Origin of the sequence: Vibrio wakamikoensis (assembly GCF_050337275.1) — a bacterium.
GTDB lineage: Bacteria > Pseudomonadota > Gammaproteobacteria > Enterobacterales > Vibrionaceae > Vibrio > Vibrio chaetopteri.
Map to the genome: position 1 here is coordinate 1 of NZ_JAKJST010000009.1, position 5,121 is coordinate 5,121.

The window sequence follows — 5,121 nt, forward strand, 5'->3', positions numbered from 1 at the left end:
AATCATCAACATGCCTATGTTTAAAGGGTTTGTGGTGTATTGAGTTCTCAACTTTTGAACTTCACTAGTTAGCGTTATCACATAACAATCAATTGTCCGATGATCGATTTGTAGATCATTTTCAGTGTTTTCTAATACCTCCATAGACAACTTGGAGGTCCAACGATGAGTAACCAGCACCCATTTATGCATTTCGATGTCATTCCTGATTACCGACAACAAGGCAAAGTCGAGCACAAGTTAACTGATATCATTCTGTTAACAATTTGTGCTGTACTTTCTGGCCAAGATGACTGGAARGCGATTAGTCTTTACGGTGAGGCTCGGTTGGATTTCTTGAAGAGGTTTGGCGATTTTAATCATGGTGTTCCATCTACTTCGACTATAGCTCGAGCGATGGGAATGATTAACGCAACTCGTCTACAAAAATGCTTTATTGAATGGATGAAAGATTGCTGTGAGTTGACTAAAGGTGAAGTCATTGCCATTRATGGTAAAACCGTTAGGGGCTCTTATGATGATTCTCGTGGCCTTGGTGCTATTCACATGGTGAACGCCTTTGCGACAGAAAATGGGGTTAGTCTCGGACAGCATAAAGTTTACGAGAAAAGCAACGAGATCACCGCTATCCCAGAGTTGCTCGAACTGCTTGATATATCAGGGTGTCTGGTCACTATTGATGCAATGGGATGTCAAAAGAAAATCGCTCAAAAAATACTAAACAAAAACGCAGATTACTTATTGGCAGTGAAAGGAAATCAAGGTCGTTTGGAGCAAGCGTTCGATAATTATTTCGATATGAGCATGCTACAAAAACACGATGGTGATTCTTACAGCACACAAGAAAAATCACGTGGCAGACAAGAAACTAGATTGGCTTTAACAAACACCGATTTGAGTATTTTAGGTGACCTGGCGTTTGACTGGCCAGAGCTAAAAACAATGGGTATCGTCGTTTCTATAAGACAAGAAGAAGCCGTGGCGAAAGAGTCAGAAATCACGGTGAGATACTACATTAGCTCGAAAGATTTAAATGCTAAGAAGTTGTTAAGTACAACGCGTTCACATTGGTTGGTTGAGTCGATGCATTGGTCTCTCGATACGACATTTGGTGAAGACGATTGCCGAAAGCGAGCGGAAGAAAGTGCAGAGAACTTTGCAAGGATCAGACAGATGTGTTTAAACATGCTGAAGAGTGAAACGACTTTGAAAGCGAGCATTAAGCACAAAAGAGCGATGTGTGCGATGGATTCTGAGTACCTTTTGAAGGTTCTGGCAAGCCTTTATTGACGGGGGTGTTCATGATTTTTCCGTGGATCCCCAAGCTACTTGACTTACTAGACGTAAAAGGTTGCTTGATTACGATTGATGCGATGGGCTGCCAAAAGAAAGTAGCGCAGAAAATTCTCGATAAAGAAGCAGACTATTTACTGGCAGTTAAAGGTAATCAGGGAATGCTTGAGCAAGCCTTTGATGACTATTTTCGAATGGACATGCTTCAAGACTTCGGCGGCAGTTCTTATAGTACTCAAGAAAAAAGTCACGGAAGAATGGAAACGAGAGTCGCTTTAGTGAATCGTGAGCTGTCGGTTCTAGGTGATATTGAACATGAATGGCCTGAGTTAAAAACGATGGGCATCGTGGCTTCAATTCGACAAGAATCGGCAGTAGCAACAGAGCAAGATGTGAGTATTCGATACTACATATGCTCTAAAGAATTAGAAGCTCAAACGTTACTTGAAGCGACGCGTTCTCACTGGGGTGTAGAGGTCATGCATTGGTCGCTTGATACCGCATTTTGTGAGGACAACTCTCGTATTAGAGCAGATGATCGAGCAGAGGCTTTTGCAAGGATCAGGCAGATGTGTTTGAACCTATTAAAGAGCGAAACCACCTTTAAAGGTGGTATTAAACGTAAGCGCATGAACTGCGCAATGGACGAAAACTACCTAAGTAAGGTTCTTGAAAGCCTTACGTGACGGTGATGTTCATGCGGTTTCCGTGTACGTGACGGTGATGTTCGTGTGGTTTATGTGACTAATAAACAGGAAAGTAATGGATTATTCAAAATTAAAGCCTGGTGATAACAACTACCGAGCTTACATTGGTCCCCCACTACAATATGACTTTATGGGGGCTACACAGTTTAGATTGCTTTGTACACTTGGCTTAAGGGCGAATCACAAGGTACTGGACTTAGGCTGCGGCTCATTACGCGCCGGTCGACTTTTGATTAGCTATCTTGAACCTAGTAATTACCATGGCATAGAGCCTAATAAATGGTTAATTGAAGATGCGGTAAAAGATCAAGTTGGCCAAGATTTACTGAAAATAAAAAAGCCCTGTTTTGATCATAACAGCAATTTTAACACTGCAGTATTTGATACAACCTTTGATTTTATTATTGCACAATCTATTTTTTCACACACTGGTTTAGACCTACTTTCACAGGCCTTAAGCAATATTAAACATTCACTTAATGAGAGCGGCATTGCTTTAGTCACTCTTATTAAAGATGATAAGGACTTTACTGGAGAAGGTTGGGTATATCCGGGATGTGTAGCGTTTACCCCCACTACAATACATAATGTTATTTCTAAAACAGGACTAAGCTTTATTGAGCTGCCATGGTTTCACCCAAGGCAAACTTGGTTTGCACTGAGTAAACATCAAAAGAACTTACCAACGCCAGAACAATTAAAGTACTTAACGGGGGCTGTGTTACGCGATAGTGAGTTTAAAGTAAGTGTTAGCGATAATTTAGCACACGCACCTGATTATGCAAAACCACTACCCAAAGCGCTGGTGATAACGGGCTTTCATCGCAGTGCAACTTCTGCAACATCACTACAGTTGCAAGCCGCTGGGTTAAATATAGGCAACCGCATTATGTGCAGCAGTATATCAAACCCACTTGGTCATGGTGAGGATTGGGGTGCAGTAAAAGTACATGATGAACTCCTCAAGCAGGCGGGTAGCAGTTGGCAGTTTAATGATGAAGTAAATCTAGATATCAATATTGAGGCACTTGTCCCTATTAAGCTATATATTGATATGCGAGATGAAAGTTCAATTAGCAATCAAGCTGACACAGATAATTTTTTGTCTTCTAATTCTTGGGGCGTGAAAGATCCTCGCTTATGTTTATTTTTAGACCAATGGGACTCCCTACTGGGTGAACGAAGTTGTTATCTGTTTATTTTGCGCCACTGGTCAGCAAGTATAGAGTCGTTACAGCATCGTGCTAGCAGAGACTTGGCGCATAACTTATCGGTGGCAACTGCAGATAACCCACAACTTCAGTTTTTTGCAGAGCCTGATTTAGCAGCAAAAATGTGGTTAGCCTATTGTACAAGGTTACTTGCCTTTGCAAAGCAGCACCCACAAAAAGTGTTATTGGTTACACAAAGGGCATTATTTGAAGGTGCACCTTTTATAGCTGAGTTAAATCAACGCTTTAATTTGCAGCTAGATGAACAAGCAAAGTCAGTGTTTGTTCCTAGCTTACTTAGGGATACTGCATCGCAGTCTATTATTGACAACTTATCTACACCGTTAAAATTACAACTGGATACTGTTTGGAAAGAACTGCTCACGTTAGCTCGTTTTACTTCATCCGACGAGCACCCTAAATATAATCAATCAGCTGTCTGTTCGAGTGATTTTAAGGATAATTACAAGCGTGCACTAACAAGCGCCACCAATACTGAGATTCAAGGTTTATACACTAATAGTGCTACTAAGTCCGAAGACTCAAGGTTTCAAAAATGGAAATACACTATTGGCCAAACCAAAGACGAAGCAAAATTGATCGACCTGTTTAGCAATAGTGGTGCCCCTTTTACCGCCAGTAAGCAAGAATTACCAGCACTTGTACAAGCAATATGTGATCTTTTTCCATTAGCAGGTGAGCTTAATTTTGTTTGTGCTAGTTTTTTACAAAAACATGAGCATTGGCAAATGGCCATTGACAAATATCGTACCGCTTTATCGCTCGGCTATGTTTTCCCACACATGTATATGACCCTAGGTCAATGTTATCAGGCTTTAGGCAATAATTCACAAGCGTTTCATTGTTACAATCAAGCGATGATTAAAAACCCAAACAATGCCATGTTTTTTGTAGCGAAAGCGTCGCTATTACGCAAGCTTGGAGAGAAAGAAGAGGCTTTAGAACTGTATGAAAAAGCACTTACCATATCGCCAGTCAGCTCTAATGTAATCGTGATATTCTGTGATTTTCTATTGCAGCTAGATAAGGTAGAGCGTGTAAAGTTGTTATTAGCGAAAAATGAGATTGATAAAGATCACCCAGGTTTAAAGCAAATTCAGCTACGCCTAGATTTATTAGAAAATATTGAAAATGGTACAAAAACTTATTTGAGCTCTGTAAAACAACGATTTGCAGGAGTGGACCGTTATGAGTGGTTAGCCAAAACTAGCGGTAGAATTGGCTATTCAAAGGCAGAGGAAGACTTTTTAGGCAGAGTAGAGCAACACTGGATTGAACTTGACGACAACTGATTTTTATTTGAATAATATATCGTCTTGGTGCCATAACAGAGGTGCTGCATTTCATCGATAGAGGTTAGTCGTCCTCTGGTTCTTCCCCGTAAAACACTCTGAGCTTTTTTCGTAGAACTAAAATCAGGGAAACCGCATGAAGGTCGTTGATATATAAGGGCTGCGGTGATGCTTAAAATTAGTTACCAATGCCTCATTACTCTCAGTTTTCAAATGTAACCCAATGAAATTTAAGATCGCCTTGTAGATCATTTCTGCTGTTTTGTAATAGCTCCTAGACAATATAGGAGCCTAAATACAGGGAAAAATCATCAACATGCCTATGTTTAAAGGGTTTGTGGTGTATTGAGTTCTCAACTTTTGAACTTCACTAGTTAGCGTTATCACATAACAATCAATTGTCCGATGATCGATTTGTAGATCATTTTCAGTGTTTTCTAATACCTCCATAGACAACTTGGAGGTCCAACGATGAGTAACCAGCACCCATTTATGCATTTCGATGTCATTCCTGATTACCGACAACAAGGCAAAGTCGAGCACAAGTTAACTGATATCATTCTGTTAACAATTTGTGCTGTACTTTCTGGCCAAGAT

At 40.4% G+C, this 5,121-nt stretch carries 3 protein-coding genes and 1 pseudogene; all 4 read left to right on the top strand.

What is annotated here, in order from left to right:
• Window positions 1-165: 165 nt before the first annotated feature.
• On the top strand, window positions 166-1,290 hold the full coding sequence (locus tag L4C42_RS00550) for an ISAs1 family transposase (protein ID WP_429758912.1): 1,125 nt from the start codon (window positions 166-168) through the stop codon (window positions 1,288-1,290).
• 26 nt (window positions 1,291-1,316) lie between these two features.
• A pseudogene (locus tag L4C42_RS00555) lies at window positions 1,317-1,979 on the top strand (ISAs1 family transposase); the annotation flags it as partial.
• 76 nt (window positions 1,980-2,055) lie between these two features.
• Window positions 2,056-4,524 (top strand): methyltransferase, encoded by a 2,469-nt coding sequence (locus L4C42_RS00560; RefSeq protein WP_429758914.1) that lies wholly within the window; start codon window positions 2,056-2,058, stop codon window positions 4,522-4,524.
• A 471-nt stretch (window positions 4,525-4,995) separates the two neighbouring features.
• Window positions 4,996-5,121 (top strand): transposase family protein (locus L4C42_RS00565; RefSeq protein WP_429758916.1); only part of this gene is annotated, 126 nt, incomplete at its 3' end.